This is a genomic window from Marinomonas sp. G8-14 (assembly GCF_055808935.1).
Window position 1 is genome coordinate 2779479 of record NZ_CM147891.1, and the last position, 12871, is coordinate 2792349.

The 12871-nt window shown below is 44.1% G+C and carries 15 protein-coding genes and 1 pseudogene; 5 read left to right on the forward strand and 11 right to left on the reverse strand.

The features are described from left to right. Positions 1 to 106: 106 nt before the first annotated feature. Complete coding sequence (locus AC0L6V_RS14275; protein ID WP_265217854.1) at positions 107 to 505, forward strand: H-NS histone family protein; 399 nt, start codon at positions 107 to 109, stop codon at positions 503 to 505. Positions 506 to 587: 82 nt separating this feature from the next. Here AC0L6V_RS14275 and trmB read toward each other — a convergent pair whose 3' ends face one another. From trmB to AC0L6V_RS14300, 5 genes are all read right to left on the reverse strand, one after another. Next, positions 588 to 1295, reverse strand: coding sequence for a tRNA (guanosine(46)-N7)-methyltransferase TrmB (trmB, locus tag AC0L6V_RS14280; RefSeq protein ID WP_265217855.1), 708 nt, complete (start codon positions 1293 to 1295; stop codon positions 588 to 590). Between the two features lie 154 nt (positions 1296 to 1449). Then, positions 1450 to 1866: a DUF423 domain-containing protein gene (locus AC0L6V_RS14285; protein WP_265217856.1), complete on the reverse strand. Its 417-nt coding sequence runs from the start codon at positions 1864 to 1866 to the stop codon at positions 1450 to 1452. 3 nt (positions 1867 to 1869) lie between these two features. Then, a complete protein-coding gene (locus AC0L6V_RS14290; RefSeq protein WP_265217857.1) occupies positions 1870 to 2853 on the reverse strand; it encodes a WD40 repeat domain-containing protein in 984 nt (327 codons plus the stop codon). Beyond that, positions 2825 to 3295 (reverse strand): sigma D regulator, encoded by a 471-nt coding sequence (rsd, locus tag AC0L6V_RS14295; RefSeq protein WP_111608103.1) that lies wholly within the window; start codon positions 3293 to 3295, stop codon positions 2825 to 2827. The genes AC0L6V_RS14290 and rsd overlap by 29 nt, the downstream gene beginning before the upstream one ends. Positions 3296 to 3400: 105 nt before the next feature. Beyond that, complete coding sequence (locus AC0L6V_RS14300; RefSeq protein WP_265217858.1) at positions 3401 to 3907, reverse strand: disulfide bond formation protein B; 507 nt, start codon at positions 3905 to 3907, stop codon at positions 3401 to 3403. Positions 3908 to 4060: 153 nt separating this feature from the next. Here AC0L6V_RS14300 and AC0L6V_RS14305 point away from each other — a divergent pair, with 153 nt between their 5' ends. Continuing rightward, a complete protein-coding gene (locus tag AC0L6V_RS14305) occupies positions 4061 to 4483 on the forward strand; it encodes a flagellar basal body-associated FliL family protein (protein WP_265217859.1) in 423 nt (140 codons plus the stop codon). A 127-nt stretch (positions 4484 to 4610) separates the two neighbouring features. Here AC0L6V_RS14305 and AC0L6V_RS14310 read toward each other — a convergent pair whose 3' ends face one another. From AC0L6V_RS14310 to AC0L6V_RS14325, 4 genes and pseudogenes are all read right to left on the reverse strand, one after another. Further along, entirely contained in the window at positions 4611 to 4895 is a 285-nt protein-coding gene (locus AC0L6V_RS14310) for an oxidative damage protection protein (protein ID WP_265217860.1), read from the reverse strand. 89 nt (positions 4896 to 4984) lie between these two features. Next, a pseudogene (chrA, locus tag AC0L6V_RS14315) lies at positions 4985 to 6162 on the reverse strand (chromate efflux transporter). 17 nt (positions 6163 to 6179) lie between these two features. After that, a complete protein-coding gene (gene mutY / locus AC0L6V_RS14320; protein ID WP_265217863.1) occupies positions 6180 to 7229 on the reverse strand; it encodes an A/G-specific adenine glycosylase in 1050 nt (349 codons plus the stop codon). Positions 7230 to 7263: 34 nt separating this feature from the next. Next, entirely contained in the window at positions 7264 to 9543 is a 2280-nt protein-coding gene (locus AC0L6V_RS14325; RefSeq protein ID WP_409418696.1) for an AsmA family protein, read from the reverse strand. A gap of 266 nt (positions 9544 to 9809) precedes the next feature. On the opposite strand from AC0L6V_RS14325, the gene hisB reads away from it, so the two are divergent. The 3 genes from hisB to hisF are packed head-to-tail and all read left to right on the forward strand — an operon-like array spanning position 9810 to position 11910. Beyond that, the gene (gene hisB, locus AC0L6V_RS14330) at positions 9810 to 10403 is read left to right on the forward strand and encodes an imidazoleglycerol-phosphate dehydratase HisB (protein WP_409418697.1); all 594 of its coding nucleotides are present in this window, start codon (positions 9810 to 9812) and stop codon (positions 10401 to 10403) included. A gap of 12 nt (positions 10404 to 10415) precedes the next feature. After that, positions 10416 to 11078 carry an imidazole glycerol phosphate synthase subunit HisH gene (gene hisH / locus AC0L6V_RS14335; protein WP_265217867.1) on the forward strand — a complete coding sequence of 221 codons (663 nt, stop codon included), beginning with the start codon at positions 10416 to 10418 and terminating at the stop codon, positions 11076 to 11078. A 58-nt stretch (positions 11079 to 11136) separates the two neighbouring features. Beyond that, complete coding sequence (gene hisF, locus AC0L6V_RS14340; protein WP_265217868.1) at positions 11137 to 11910, forward strand: imidazole glycerol phosphate synthase subunit HisF; 774 nt, start codon at positions 11137 to 11139, stop codon at positions 11908 to 11910. 69 nt (positions 11911 to 11979) lie between these two features. On the opposite strand, the gene AC0L6V_RS14345 is transcribed toward hisF, so the two are convergent. Continuing rightward, complete coding sequence (locus AC0L6V_RS14345; protein WP_265217869.1) at positions 11980 to 12312, reverse strand: DUF1904 domain-containing protein; 333 nt, start codon at positions 12310 to 12312, stop codon at positions 11980 to 11982. A gap of 50 nt (positions 12313 to 12362) precedes the next feature. Continuing rightward, positions 12363 to 12770: a DUF2914 domain-containing protein gene (locus AC0L6V_RS14350; RefSeq protein ID WP_265217870.1), complete on the reverse strand. Its 408-nt coding sequence runs from the start codon at positions 12768 to 12770 to the stop codon at positions 12363 to 12365. Between the last annotated feature and the right edge of the window lie 101 nt (positions 12771 to 12871).

A 12871-nucleotide genomic window follows, 5' to 3' on the forward strand; every position in this document is an offset into this window, starting at 1 on the left:
TAATTTAAACGCGCCACTGGATGTAAAAGACGGATCTCTTTTTCAGTGCAAGACCAACCAGTTATTAAGAGACAACCAGTTCTTAACAGATAAATAGGGGACACTAATGAGTTTATTACTAGAATTAGCAAGCAACAAAGCAAAAGCACGCGCGGCCGCCAAAGAACTAACCGTTGCACAGTTAGAAAACCTAATCGCCGGCTTCAACAATGCACTTGAAAAAGTCAAAGAAGAAGAAGCTGCGCGCGAAGCTGAGCAAGCAATGAAATCTGCTCGTGCAGAAGAAATTGCCACTTTAATCGCAAAAAGCGGCCTAACGATGGAAGAAATCGCTTTATTGACGGCACCAAAAGCAGGCGCGACAAAAGGCAAAACAGTTGAACCAAAATATCGCTTAACTGTCGATGGCGAAGTTCATGAATGGACTGGTCGTGGACGTACACCAAAAGTATTCCAAGAATATTTTGATGCTGGCAATAGTCGTGAGAGCGTTGAGATTAAATAATTTCAACACTTCACCAATAAAAAAGCGACTCAATTGAGTCGCTTTTTTATTATCTGTTGTCCTATCTGGACATGTAGCTTAATTACTTTTTAGTGTAAATCAAATCCCAAACACCGTGACCTAAGCGTTCACCGCGCTGTTCAAACTTAGTAAGCGGTCGCCATTCTGGACGTGGATGATATAAGCCCTTTCCGGCGGCATTTTCATACAAATCCTGCTCTTCCATAACTTCCATCATATGTTCAGCATATGGCTGCCAATCCGTTGCCATATGAAAATGCCCACCATTTTTCAATACATTGGCCACTTGTTCTGCAAATAAAGGCTGAACAATACGACGCTTGTTGTGCTTCTTTTTATGCCAAGGGTCTGGAAAAAACAATTGGAAAGCACTGGCTACGTTCTGTGGCAAGCAGTTCGCCATCACTTCTATAGCATCATCACAATATACACGTAAATTGGTAATGCCCTGCTCTTTTGCTAACATCATCAGTTTTGCCACCCCAGGTGGATGTACTTCAATGCCAATAAAATCTTTTTCTGGGGCGTTTTTTGCCATTTCAGCAAGAGAAGATCCCATGCCAAAACCGACTTCAATAATAACATCGGATTCACGACCAAATACTGTCGCATAATCAATTCGACCATCAGCAAGATTCAAACCGTATACGGCCCAATTTGCTTCATAATTCTTTTGTTGACCTTCCGTCATTCGACCACCGCGTACAACAAAACTGCGGATAGTGCGTTTGTGAAACGGTTCTTGAGCCTCTGTATCGTGTTCTTGCATGGTTTCGTATCGCTTAATTCTACTATGTGACAAGCCAAAATAGGCCATCATCTCAGCCTAAATCGATCATTAATTCGGCACGCATACTACCGGAAAAACCATGCGATGTCCTGCTTTGTTATTCCTTTTCAAAAGCGTTTGCCACATAGATAACCTACTGACCTCTACCTAGACACCATAAGCGATATACCAAAAAACACCACGCCAACATATAACATAGACCACCCAAAGGTGTGATTGCACCTAAAAATCGGTAGCCCGTTAATGCCATCACGTACAAACTGCCTGCAAATAAAATATTACCGATAAAAAATAGACATAAAATATATTTTCTAGAAGACAAAGACAAAAGCACAGTAGAAACAATCAAACCAGACAATGCATGATACATAAGATATTGACTGCCAGTTTGCCACCAACCCAGCGCCTTCACGTCTAGCATACTCTGAAGAGCATGTGCGCCGAACGCCCCTGCCGCAACCGCAATAGCCGCTTGCGCAGCAAATAATGCCGCCCAAATTGAGCGTTCCCTTTGATTAGATAACAAAAGTGGGTCAGAAGATTGAGACATGCATTATTCCAAAACGTTTAAATAACCATTACTTCCGATGGCGTAATAACGATTACTCGGAGCAAAAGACAAGGCCAATACACTCGCCCCTGCAGGACGACCTTTAGGTAAATAAATACGCCATTCTTTCTGTATTGCACCAGTACTGACTTGAATAAGAGAAACTTGACTATTCACACCACCGACAAGAATAAACCGATTATCTTTTGAAAATACGGCTTGGCTAAGCGTCACTTTACGATACTTTAAAGCGCCAGTGTCAATACTCGTCAACTCTTTGCCATCACGCGTGGACCAAATTTTTGCGTTACCAAGCTGGGCTGCACCAAAGGCATATTTCCCGTCACTTGATAATGCAACACTGGAAATATCATTACTTAATGTCCACTGATGTATTTTTTCACCAGTTTGCAAATTCCATAAAATAACATTCGATAAATCATCACCGGTTATTCCAATGGTACCATCCGACATTACGTCCACGGCCCGAACCGTTGCCCCCGTTCTTAAGGTCTGCTTTATACCGCCATTTTTAATGTCAAAAAAACGAGCGGTTTGATCATTCAGACCAATGAGAGCATTGCTGCCATTTTGGGTCAATTTTAACGACTGAATATCACCAGGCGTCGCCCAAAAACCTTCAGACATACCCGTTGTTGTATTCCAAAGAACTAATGTGCGAGCGCCACCTGTTGCCGCATAAAGACCACTAGGATCAATATCAACACCTATAATTGATGAATATTCACCCGCTGCATGGTTCCAATTAAAACGCCGTTCATTAACAGCATTTAACCAATAGCTACCACCATGCTGTACTGAACCAATTAGCGCAGAAGAACCATCATCACTCAATCCAGCAGAATAAAGCCCCTGCTCAGCGTACTTTGCTGTGCGAACAGGCGCTTCAGAAGAGCAAGACAGCAAGGCAACAGAGCTGAATGCAATTAAACCAAGCTCAAGCGCTTTTTTCGCTATGCGCTTCATGTAATTCCTTAATTAACTGATCTTCATATTGGAATCGTTCAGCTATCACAAGAATCAGTGCTTTTAATGAAAACGGCAATGCTTCAAGCTGAGAATTACAATGCTCCTTGGTATCGTATTTATCGTTAAACTCAATCGCGACTTCAGTTGAAGCATCGATTTTGGGTAACAACTTACGTAACAACACCAAAGCGCTATCATCGTGAAACTCTTTGGCCTCTAACGCTAGCTGTTCATAAACAGTGAAATGTCCTACAGACACATAATCTACGAGCATTTCGCAAAGAGATTGAATCTTAGGTGTGTCTGTCGGAGTGAACTCACCACGATCACGTAAATAAATACACAACTCGATAAGCTGACGACGCTGCTCAAGCCAACGGTCGATAATATCGTGAACACCGCCCCATCGCTCTTGGGCTGTTTTACAACCTTCTAACATATACAGACTCCATCACGCGTTTATTATAATTCACCTTTGTTTCAAGCATATTCCGATCTGTAAGCCCCTGCAAGACAATCACCTGTGGGGTTTTGTAACGGTTTACTAGAAAGATGTTTTTTTACCCGCTCGCAACGCAATAACAATATTCACCGTCGCCATCCCAATAAAGGCAAGCAACGTCCAACCCGGGATACTAATGCCAAATAGGGTCCAATGAACCTCGCCACATTCCCCTGTTCCCATTACCATTGCCTGCATAATTTCTTGCCATGGAAACACTTCGAACATATAGCTCAACCCTGGTAAACACGCAGGCAGTTGATCGGTTGGCAGGCTTTGCAAATACAAGTGTCGAATCGCTAAAGCCGCCCCGATCAAAGACAACAACGTCACAATCCAAGCACAGGTTTTGCGAACCTTGACACTCTGTGTCAATGCCGACAACAAAGACATAACACCGACGCAGAAAAAGGCAATTCTTTGCAACATACAAAGAGGGCAAGGTTCTAATCCCATTTGATATTCCATATAAAAAGCCACTGCCAAAAGCGCAAAGGCAACAAAAGCCACAAAACCATGAAAGCGACGAGCGGATAACAAGGCAACCATAGATAACAACCTCTAAGTAAACGAAATAAAATAAACCCAGCTAAAAGTAAACTTGCGAACAATAGAAAAATCAGAAAGTACAAAATTACTACTGACAGCAAGCTTTAATGGCAGTTAGTATACTGCCAATTGGAACGAATACGAGAACCGAACATGTCATTGATGATATCCATGCTTAACAAACACGGTCTACTTACTTTTCTTTTACTTTGCGGACTGACGAGTATGTCCAGTTATGCAGAAAGTGAAGCGCCATCACCATCAGCCTACGTGGAGTTAAAACCAGACTTTGTCGTTAACCATTTAGGTGATGATTCTCGACTAAAATACATCAAAACCAGCATTAGCATTCGAACTGATGTTAACTCAAAAGAGTTAATAGAAAACAATATGCCGTTGATCAGAGATGCACTCGTCATGTTCCTCAGCTCCCGGACAACTGAACAAGTCGTAGGAGCCATAGCTCGAGAAAAAACACGTGAAGAAGCGGCCATTGCGGTCAACGATGCTTTACAAAAAGAAACTAACTTAGCACCCGTTAAAGACATTTTATTTGCCAGCTTTGTCACCCAATAAAAAGCACTGCGTATAATAAACAATAACGTTTACCTACAAAAATGCCCCTTGTTAATCCCATTAACAAGGGGCATTTTTGTTAAAGCTTACGACGATGGTTGAGAAAAATCCAACCCGATATCACCGATTAAAGCTCTTTAATATCATCAGGATCAACATAGCCTGACAATTTATCCGTTGCCTCATTGTTAAAGAACTTGTCCATCTGCTCCATCACGTATTTACGAGACTCTGGTTGCATCAAGTTTAACTGCTTCTCATTAATCATCATGGTTTGTAACTGCTGCCATTCTTGCCAAGCCTGCTTGGAGACATTTTGTAGGATCTCTTGGCCTTTTGCCCCTGGCAATGGAGCACGATCTAAGGCTTCCATTTCTTTCTGAAATTTTTTACAAAAAACCGTGTTCGCCATAAAGCCCTCTCGTTATCATAAAGTTATAGTCTAAATAGTGGCGCCAATACGGCAAAATTCAAGGCGATCATTACTCAACGTCATTAGAATCAATAACTGCGTATTAACCCAATTAAAACAAACACAATAATCAGCACAAAAATCGAAGGCCGTTTGTATTTTAACCAAATAAATCCTAGGGCAACACAAACAATATCCCACACACTAACAAGGCTTGACGTTCCAGTAGGATGGTATAGAGCTGCGATTAATATACCGACTACGGCAGCGTTTAGACTCGCCACAATACCACGGCATCGCGTATTGCTTGATAAATGGTGCCAGATGTTTTGCGCACCGAGCATCAAGAGCAAACCTGATAAAAATACACCTAATGTTGCGATACCCGCCCACAACCAAACATTGGCTCCTTGCGGTGCCGCAGACGCACCAAGAAAGCTTGCCATGGTAAACATAGGACCAGGAACCGCTTGTGCCGCGGCATATCCAATCAGCAAATTCGCCTCAGAGACACGATCGGAAACAAATACCGATAACATAGGTAAAACCACATGACCACCACCGAATACCAGAGCACCAGCTCGATAAAAATCAGCAAACACACCACCTAACCCACTGTCAAAAGCGAAGCTGATTACAAACAGGCCGATCGATAAAAACAACAAAAACCAAGCACAACGCACCTTAGGTAATGGATCATGAGAATTTGAAGACGAAAAAGACAGGAAAAGGCCAATACAAGCAGCAATAGCTAACACCACAAGACTACTAAAACTAAATGGCATCCATATCAGCGCCGCAGCACTCAAAAGAGCCACACACGCCATGTCCTTACGCTGACAGAAGGATCGCCACATACTCACACAGGCATCAGCCACCACCACAACGGCCAATAATTTTAATGCATGGACAGCCGACTCAAAAAATTCGTTTCCCTGCCAGTGGTAACCAAATTGAGCCAGAAGCACCATAACAACAAAAGACGGCAACGTAAAAGCCACAAAGGCCGCTATCGCGCCAAGTAAACCCGCGCGATGATAGCCCAAAGCAAAGCCAACCTGACTCGATCCTGGCCAGGGACTATCTGACTCAGCGCGACCCATTGGGCATATTGAGCCTCACTTGCCCATTGCTTACGCTTAATGAAGGTCTGATTGAAATAACCAAGGTGCGCAGCAGGCCCACCAAAACTGGTAAAACCTAACCATAAAAACGAGACAAATACCTCGCTAACACGCTTGATGTATGAGCATTTTTTGTCTGTCATTATGCAAAAAATCCAAATCAGTTAATCTGTTCCAAAATGCTTCTGACTGGTGCTGGCAATCCTTGGGCCAAAGCATCTTGTAGACTAAACCATTGATATTTATTCTCTTCCATCACCAACGTCATGGCGGACAGCTGAATTTGGCTTGGTGCAATATCCAAATGATAATGACTAAAAGTATGTCTAAAAGGTGACAATGGCATGACAGTGTGCACTTGCGTCGCAAAACGCTGTTCAACATGCAAAACAATCGACTCTTCCGACGCCAATTCAGGCAAGCTCCACAACCCTCCCCAGATACCTGTTGATGGACGCTTTTCCAACAACAGTTGTCCTTGTGGATTATTCAATACCAGTAGTTGAACACTCCTCTCAGGTTTGACGGCTTTTTTGGGGTTACGAATCGGAAATTGCGTTGGATCTTGGCTAAGACGCCCTTGGCAGTCACGCTCCAAGGGGCAAAGCAAACACTGAGGTTTAGATCGCGTACAGAGCGTTGCACCTAAATCCATCATGGCTTGCGTGTAATCACCACAACGCGTATTAGGCATATAGTGTTCAGCCAAATCCCACATGGCATTTTCGGTTTTTTTATCACCAGGCCACGTGGGTATGGCATGAAAACGCGCCAACACACGCTTGACATTGCCATCCAGAATCGCGGCTTGAACACCACGAGAAATAGAAAGAATCGCCGCTGCGGTTGAACGCCCAATCCCTGGCAACTCGCAAACACCTTCCACCGTTTGCGGAAATTCACTGTCAAATTCGTCCACCAGCATTTTAGCGGCTTTGTGCATATTACGCGCTCGGGCGTAATAGCCTAAACCACTCCAATGAGCGAGTACGTCGTCTTGCTCAGCATCAGCCAAAGCCTCCACCGTTGGAAACGACGTCATGAATTTCTGGTAATAAGGAATCACTGTCGTCACCTGCGTTTGCTGCAGCATGATCTCAGAAATCCATACACGATATGGGGTTTTATTCTCTTGCCAGGGCAAGCTTTTACGCCCGTGTTCATCAAACCACGCTAAAACACGGGGCGCAAAATTCTCAACTGCTTGCATCTACTTCTCACGTTCACGACATGTTCAACAGAAACTAAAACAAACTCTTTAGCTTCTCTTTTAATTTTTCTTTTGCTCTTTCTTCCTCTGCTTGACGTTTTTCGTCAAACTCGGCTTTTAATCGCGCTTTTTCTTCTTCAACTTTGCTTTTTAAACGCGCTTTTTCGGCTTCGGCTTTTTCTTGCAAACGGGCTTTTTCCTCAGCCGCTTTTTCGGCCAATTCCGCTTTTGCCAAATCCGCAAAAAGCTGACCAAAGCCTTTTATATCCGGACGACATAAACCTGCCGGATCATCGCTAAACTGCCCCTTACACACGATTGGAAACGCTAATTGAGTGACCTTTTCATTGACTTGGCAAGCTTGATCTAAGGTACTACCCGCAATAGCAACGTTCGCTTGATAATCCAATGAAGAGTTAGGCAATGATACAACACCATTACCAGTCACTTGCACACCGGCAGAACTGATTTTTAAGCCTGGCGTCGACACCTGTCCATTCATAATACGCGCCGGAAAACGCATGGTTTCAAATGGTGTATCGGGACCAAACTTTTGCTCATCAATTTTATCCTTACGGATAGTGGCAATGCCCTCACAAACCGTCTTTGTTAAGTTTGTGCCCACTAAGGCGCCATTTTTAATGTCGATTAGTAAATCCCCTTGTAGAGACGACATTAAACTGTCTATACGATTGCCCTTGGCGCTTAGTTCACCAGTCAGATAGGTCGCACCCGCTATTTTATCCATGTCCATGAAATCAACCAATAATGGCTGAATCTGCACACCGTCGATAGAAGGAACAATATTAATAGATGGCACACGTCCTCGCACATCTACATTCATCGTTGATGAGACATTTCCCTTATATAGGGAAGCGTGCAATGGTGACACCTTTATCAAACCATTAGCTTGCGTGGAATCCAGTTCGATCTTGTCTATTTTAAGGTTTTTAACCGTTATGTTTTCAAACACTAAGCCAACATGACCGTTCAAACTACGCAACAACTCAACGGGAATGAGGTCATTGTCGTCTTTCGGACTAACACCCGCAGCTACTTCTGGTGGCTTTTCTTGCCCCGGATCATCAGCTTGCTCGGCTGGCACAGGAAGATAACGGTCTAAATTTAAATTGGCGCCAGCAACACTCACATCCCAACGTAAAGGAGACAAAGCCACCACAGCATTGGCCTCTATTTTGGTATCGTCTAACATAATAGAAATCGGTTGAGCCGTGATAGAATCTAAACTGCCTTCAAATATAATATCGGCACGCGCTTTAGTCAGCGCGGAATCATCGGACATATCTGGCAACGGTAAGTTTAAGCGCGTCATGAGATAACGAGGATTAAACTCGCCGATTGATAGTACGGCAGAAAACTGAGGATCACTCAATACTTGGTAGGCTTGAACCTTAGCGTCAACATTTACCCCTAAGACACTTAATGCCACGCCCTCTGCCAACACATTCTCTTGCGGCAAATCAATATCCAAATTCACAGCGCTCAGCTTCGCACTCATTGGACTCGCCGGTAAGTTGTCACCCTCTACCTCAGCCGTCAAAACTAAAGAATCCAGTATTAGAGATTCACGCTCAGGGAACACAGTAAGGTTGGCGTTTAAGGTTGCCTTTGCTTTAATAGGCGACTGACCTTGCAAGTCACTTTGTGTCACTGCAATGTCCATGACCATAGGCCACGCTTTATCCCACTGCACGTCGTTTAGCTGAACATTCAAAACGGCATTGATAAGCTGTTTCGTTTGTTCATCGCGGTACAACACCTGTGCATTTTCAATGCGTAACTCATCCAATTGCACATCGGGAATCTTGAAAGGTGTGCTACTGCCATCCGTTTGTGTAACAGCATTTGTCGATGCCTGCGTCGCTGAGCGGCTTGATGAATCACTATTCGCCGCACCGACAGCGGCCGACTCTAATTGCCAGTTGCCTTGACCATTGGCATCCTTATTTAAACTGGCCTTTAGATTGACTAAGTTAACTTTATTCACCTGAATTTTTCGCTCAAGCAAAGGCAAAATTGCCACACCGAATTCAGCACGATCAAATTGCACTATCTCTGGATCATCCCCCAAAGCAACGCCGATATTCTCTAACTCAAGCCCAAGCCAAGGGAAAAAAGACCAACTTATATCACCATCCAGACGCAAACTAACATTGGCTTTCTCTAAGGCAACACTTTTAAGTTCGTCTTTAAAATCATTCGGATTGACGAACAACATAACGTACGCCAGTAAAAGAGCAATAATGGCTAACAAGCCCACCACTAATAATGAAAGTCGCTTTATCCAAACCATGACAGACTCCTTTAAGATGTATAACCACAAATGCATTTGATCTAATTAGCCGCTTACCTTAATTCATACTCAGCAGCGGATTAATTCGCCTATCATAGCATTCGAAGTTGATGTTTATCGACGCAATAGCGACAACTCATCAAAAAACACTCAGACAAAGCATAGAAGCTAAGGAGTCCACGTTCTATAATGGGCACCTTATGTCATGCTCTTATTACACAAAAAGTGGCGACTCTTCGTCACAATCACGGTGGAGAAACCAATCAATGTCCGATCGCATTGCCAGTGTCGAGCGTAATACGCTTGAAACTCAGATTAAGGTGTCGATTAACTTAGACGGTACCGGTAAATTCAGCTGCGTCACAGGCGTTCCTTTCCTTGACCACATGCTTGAACAAGTAGCCCGTCATGGATTGATTGACTTAGACATTCATGCCGTAGGTGACCTTCACATTGACGCTCATCACACAGTGGAAGACTTAGGTATCACGTTGGGCCAAGCTTTTGACATCGCGGTAGGCGATAAAAAAGGCATCAAACGTTACGGTCATGCTTACGTTCCATTAGACGAAGCACTCTCACGGGTGGTGATCGATTTTTCAGGTCGCCCGGGACTAGAAATGCACGTGCCTTTCACACGCGCCTCTGTTGGCGGCTTTGATGTAGACTTGTTTTCTGAGTTCTTCCACGGTTTCATCAACCATGCCAAAGTAACGTTACACCTAGACAATCTTCGTGGTAAAAACACCCACCACCAAGCCGAAACCATTTTTAAAGCCTTCGGCCGTGCGTTGCGCATGGCGTTAGAAGTGGATGAGCGTATGGCAGGGCAAATGCCATCTACCAAAGGTTGTTTGTAGGACATTGTCAGCATGAACGATATGAAAAAATCCACTGTTGCAGTCATTGATTATGGCATGGGTAATCTACATTCGGTTGCCAAAGCCCTCGAGCACGTTGCGGATGAAAATACCTCGGTAATTGTCACCAGTGATCCTGCAGTCATTGATGCGGCAGATCGTGTGTTATTACCGGGTGTTGGTGCCATTCGTGATTGCATCGGCGAAATGCACAACGCAGGCTTAGTGCCAAGCATCCGCAAAGCCATGGCAGAAAAACCCTTTCTCGCTATTTGCGTCGGCATCCAATCATTGATGTCACACAGCGAAGAAAACGGCGGTGTCGATTGCTTAAACCATTTTAAAGGCAACGCACTGTTCTTTGGTGAGAACCACAAAGACCATGATGGTAGCAAATTAAAGGTGCCGCACATGGGTTGGAATCAGGTCAAACAAACCACGAATCATCCTCTGTGGGCAGGCATTCCAGACAATGCACGTTTTTATTTCGTACACAGCTTTTACGTTGTACCAGAGAACAAAAACGAAGTAGCCGGTACATGCGATTACGGTTTAACGTTCTGTGTCGCCCTTGCCCGTGACAATGTGTTCGCGGTCCAGTTTCATCCGGAAAAAAGCCATAAAGACGGTCTTCAACTTTATAAAAACTTCCTACATTGGAATGGCAAACCTTAGTAGTAAGTCAGCCTGTTTATTTAGATAGAAGAATATTAGATTTTAGGAGCACCATTTTATGGGCTTAGCAAAACGTATTATTCCTTGCCTTGATGTGGACAATGGCCGCGTTGTAAAAGGCGTTCAGTTCGTCGATATTCGTGATGCGGGTGACCCTGTTGAAGTGGCGAAACGCTATAATGAGCAAGGTGCTGATGAGATTACCTTTCTCGACATCACCGCCAGTTCAGACGATAGGGAAACCACAGTTCACATGGTGGAAGCTATTGCCAGTCAAGTGTTTATCCCTCTGACTGTAGGCGGCGGCATTCGTACCTGTGAAGACATTCGCCGTATGTTAAATGCTGGCGCCGACAAAGTAGGTATTAATACCGCCGCGGTGTTTAACCCAGAGTTTGTCCGCGAAGCGGCGCAGCGTTTTGGTTCCCAGTGTATCGTGGTCGCCATTGATGCCAAAAAAGTCAGTGCCGAAGGCGAACCTGACAAATGGGAAATTTTTACCCATGGCGGTAGAAAACCAACTGGCCTAGATGCGGTTGAATGGGCTAAAAAAATGGTGGAATACGGTGCGGGTGAAATTCTGTTGACTAGCATGGATCGTGACGGCACGAAAAATGGTTTTGACCTTGGCATCACCCGAGCAATAAGCGAAGCAGTCCATGTACCAGTCATCGCTTCTGGCGGTGTTGGCAATTTGGACCACCTAGTCGACGGTGTAATCGAAGGCAAAGCCGATGCCGTATTAGCAGCCAGTATTTTCCACTTTGGCGAATACAGCATTCAGCAAGCCAAGCAACGTATGACAGACGCTGGCATAGAAATGCGTTTGTAATAACTAAGCAAACCTAGAAGCACGACCGATTGCAACGGTCGTGCTTCTTCCAATAAACGAACGCACTCTTTAAAAGTGCTCACCGTTTTCGTAATAATCTTTCCTTTGTAGATCATGAAAGAGCACAGTGATATCTTGCCCACTGTCCACCAATGGTCTGACTAATTCTTCAATAATGAGTGCCACTTTGCGCTTCACCTCGTCACCTCGGTCAAACCAAAACACATCAAAAAACGGATACGCAGGAGAAGCTCCGCCAACCGCTAAAAAAGTCGTCGCTTGATACTCAAGAGTAAAGTGTGAATTAGGCGTGTCCGTAATTTCTGCTAAGTTCTCGACTAAAATATCGGCAATGGATTCTAATTCATCAAACGCCAAGCCACGTACACGTAAATGAGGCATAACCATCCTTACTTCTAAGAAAATAATTTACTAGAAAGGGAAGCGAGTAATTACTCGCTATCCACATAGTCAAAAGAGCGAGTTTCTATGACAGCACCATCTTTCACGACATCCACACTCCACTTGCCATCAAAGCCAGGCATTAAGCGCTTACTTGACCATACTCTCCACCGATCGCCACCAATATCAAACGCGACATCAGCCTGCTCTTCATCATCCAGCTTCCAGCGATGAATCACTTGACTACCTTGCATATCACGCAAATCCGTGAAGAAATACACTCGCTGTATCTCACCATATTCTACTTTTACCACGGGACCAATATCATCAATTGGTTCGCGATCTACCACATCGGTCGAAAATTGCGCACGCGCAACCGTACCTTCCGCCCACACTGGCAATATCGTTGCAAACGATAAAATACCAGCTAAAACCACGCGAGTTAGCGTTTGCCACATATTGAAATCCTATAGTCTTGTTATTTAAATCACTTTTGAGCCATCTATTCTATGAAAACCCAGTGATAAAGTTAGCTCAAAAATACGTAAAAGAAACGAGA

Coding starts and splice junctions, on each gene's coding strand:
- hisF (WP_265217868.1), top strand. CDS start 11,137: ATGGGCTTAGCAAAACGTATTATTCCTTGCCTTGATGTGGACAATGGC.
- rsd (WP_111608103.1), bottom strand. CDS start 3,295: ATGTTAGAAGGTTGTAAAACAGCCCAAGAGCGATGGGGCGGTGTTCAC.
- AC0L6V_RS14345 (WP_265217869.1), bottom strand. CDS start 12,312: ATGCCTCATTTACGTGTACGTGGCTTGGCGTTTGATGAATTAGAATCC.
- hisB (WP_409418697.1), top strand. CDS start 9,810: ATGTCCGATCGCATTGCCAGTGTCGAGCGTAATACGCTTGAAACTCAG.
- AC0L6V_RS14310 (WP_265217860.1), bottom strand. CDS start 4,895: ATGGCGAACACGGTTTTTTGTAAAAAATTTCAGAAAGAAATGGAAGCC.
- AC0L6V_RS14285 (WP_265217856.1), bottom strand. CDS start 1,866: ATGTCTCAATCTTCTGACCCACTTTTGTTATCTAATCAAAGGGAACGC.
- AC0L6V_RS14290 (WP_265217857.1), bottom strand. CDS start 2,853: ATGAAGCGCATAGCGAAAAAAGCGCTTGAGCTTGGTTTAATTGCATTC.
- AC0L6V_RS14325 (WP_409418696.1), bottom strand. CDS start 9,543: ATGGTTTGGATAAAGCGACTTTCATTATTAGTGGTGGGCTTGTTAGCC.
- trmB (WP_265217855.1), bottom strand. CDS start 1,295: ATGCAAGAACACGATACAGAGGCTCAAGAACCGTTTCACAAACGCACT.
- mutY (WP_265217863.1), bottom strand. CDS start 7,229: ATGCAAGCAGTTGAGAATTTTGCGCCCCGTGTTTTAGCGTGGTTTGAT.
- AC0L6V_RS14275 (WP_265217854.1), top strand. CDS start 107: ATGAGTTTATTACTAGAATTAGCAAGCAACAAAGCAAAAGCACGCGCG.
- AC0L6V_RS14305 (WP_265217859.1), top strand. CDS start 4,061: ATGTCATTGATGATATCCATGCTTAACAAACACGGTCTACTTACTTTT.
- hisH (WP_265217867.1), top strand. CDS start 10,416: ATGAACGATATGAAAAAATCCACTGTTGCAGTCATTGATTATGGCATG.
- AC0L6V_RS14350 (WP_265217870.1), bottom strand. CDS start 12,770: ATGTGGCAAACGCTAACTCGCGTGGTTTTAGCTGGTATTTTATCGTTT.
- AC0L6V_RS14300 (WP_265217858.1), bottom strand. CDS start 3,907: ATGGTTGCCTTGTTATCCGCTCGTCGCTTTCATGGTTTTGTGGCTTTT.